This window comes from Phenylobacterium sp. CCH9-H3, from assembly GCF_001557235.1.
Classification (GTDB): Bacteria; Pseudomonadota; Alphaproteobacteria; order Caulobacterales; family Caulobacteraceae; genus Phenylobacterium.
Genome location: NZ_LSJI01000153.1, coordinates 1 through 1888, shown reverse-complemented (window position 1 = coordinate 1888; position 1888 = coordinate 1). Strand labels below are relative to the sequence as shown.

At 67.2% G+C, this 1888-nt stretch carries 4 protein-coding genes; 2 read left to right on the top strand and 2 right to left on the bottom strand.

Annotated features, from left to right (window positions below; genetic code table 11):
• A partial coding sequence (locus tag AX721_RS13790) for a hypothetical protein (protein ID WP_231754722.1) occupies nt 1–633 on the top strand: 633 nt, incomplete at its 5' end.
• A 24-nt stretch (nt 634–657) separates the two neighbouring features.
• Here AX721_RS13790 and AX721_RS13785 read toward each other — a convergent pair.
• Nucleotides 658–843: a hypothetical protein gene (locus tag AX721_RS13785; protein ID WP_068876569.1), complete on the bottom strand. Its 186-nt coding sequence runs from the start codon at nt 841–843 to the stop codon at nt 658–660.
• A gap of 276 nt (nt 844–1119) precedes the next feature.
• Nucleotides 1120–1548, bottom strand: coding sequence for a GNAT family N-acetyltransferase (locus AX721_RS13780; protein WP_068876568.1), 429 nt, complete (start codon nt 1546–1548; stop codon nt 1120–1122).
• Nucleotides 1549–1674: 126 nt separating this feature from the next.
• On the opposite strand from AX721_RS13780, the gene AX721_RS28790 reads away from it, so the two are divergent.
• The gene (locus AX721_RS28790; protein WP_082765332.1) at nt 1675–1836 is read left to right on the top strand and encodes a HEPN domain-containing protein; all 162 of its coding nucleotides are present in this window, start codon (nt 1675–1677) and stop codon (nt 1834–1836) included.
• Nucleotides 1837–1888 lie beyond the last annotated feature (52 nt).

The following is a 1888-nucleotide window of genomic DNA, read 5'->3' as shown; positions in this document are numbered from 1 at the left end:
AAGCTGGACGGCAGGGGATTCCGGGCCCGCAAGTTGCGCCTCGGACGCTGTGGCTTAGGTTGCACGCATATGCGGGAGCTCGACGTGAACCTGGCCCAGATCTCTATTGGTGAGTTCGTGGCTGCGGCGGCGGGACAGCGACGCTTCCGCGTGAATTACATGCCCACGCAAACGCTGCGCTCCGAACTGCATACGGCGGCATCGCACGTGGTCGGGCTATTCTGTCTCTCGGACGAGGCGCATACCTTCATCCTGCACAACCGGTGGGTCGGCGGGGACGAATTGGACACCGCAACCGGCGACTATACCGAGCCGGTGTGGGAAACCGTCGTGCTGCGCGCCACCGCGGAGGCTTTCGAAGCCATGCCGACGGGAGCGGAGAGCACCTGTCGGCTGGAATGGCCGGGCGGCGTGATCCAATGGAACACGGTTTCAGTGGAAGCGCTCACGGAGCGTGGGGAGCCGGTGGTCGTCGGCGTCGGCGGAGCCCTCGCCTATACCAGCGGCGTCGACGGGCGTCCGCACGAGTTCCTCGTCGAACTTGAGTTGCCCGGCTCGGCAGGTGACTGGCGGTTGGAACGATCATCCACGCCGTCGCAGTTCGTGTTGGCGCGCCATGGGGCGGCGGCTTGAGGCGCCGCTACGGTGGAGAGACGCTCAGCCGGGCGGCTCCGCGAAGATCGCCCACCCGAGCGTGAAGATCAGCGCCGACAACGTGGCTGGAGGGAGCATGAGGGTCGCTCCGACGAGAGGCAGAGCCAGGGGATTTGCTCCCCACAGATAGCCATTGGCGAGGGCAAGCAGAGACAGGAGCCCGCCCGCCACCAGGACAAAGATCGCCATCCATCTGGTGATCTTTCGCCCACGCCGTCGGGTGGTTGCGTTCATCGTCCGCCTCGCGCCAGGGCGCAGCTTGGCTGGATGTTCGCACATCCGCAACGGGGAGGTTCAAGTCCGGGCGACGAGCGTGCGCCGCCGCCCGGCCGCCTCAAGGACGGGCCGCTTCGCGGTCGCGCTGGCGCGATCCTTGACCCGCCCGAACGACGACGCTTGTGGGCTGCCGTGAACTTAAGGCGCGGGATGCGCGAGGCGCGCCAACCACGTCGCCTTGTCGCGCGGTCAACCGCCGTCCAGTCCGTAGACGTACATGACGAAGGCCTCGGCCTCCGCGCCGCGGCGGTCGTAGAGCGCGCGGGCGGCGGCGTTGTCGGGCTCGGTGCCGACCCAGGCCTCCTCGCAGCCCAGCTCGCGGCCCCAGGCGACGAGTTCGTCCAGCATCCGGGTGGCCAGGCGCTCGCGCCGGCGGTCCGGGGTGACGCCCAGGTTGTCGATGTAGAGCTCGGTGGGCAGGTCGGGGTGGCGGTGGACGATCCCGCGCGCCTGGCCGACCACCTCGCCGCCGGCGACCGCCAGCACCATCAGGTGGCCGGGCTCAGCGAGGTAGGCGGCGAGCTTCTGCGGCTCGATGGGCGCGTCGAAGACATCGACGCCGACGTGGGCCAGGAGGTAGGCCTCGGCGGGTCCGGCGCGGAGGATGTCGGTCTTCATGGGCGGAAGCTTAACGGGACACGACGCTGCTGCTCAGCCCGATGGGCATCTCACCCACAACATGCTGATCGGGAAGGCCTAGGGGCCGACTCGCCATAGCCGCGGTCTGCGCTCTAGTGTAGCGGCATGCCGGGTTCGGGGCCGCAAGACTGGTGGACGAGTGCGCAGTCTGAGTTGGGCTGCGCTACCAAACTCAAGGCGACCGGCGACCTCCTGCAAGCCTACCACCATGCCGGACAGGCAGTAGAGTTTATGCTCAAGGCCATCTTCTTAAAAAAGAAGAATTGACGTGACCCCCTGAAACTCAGCCAGAAATAACTAGAGTCCGCCCCAGGAAAGG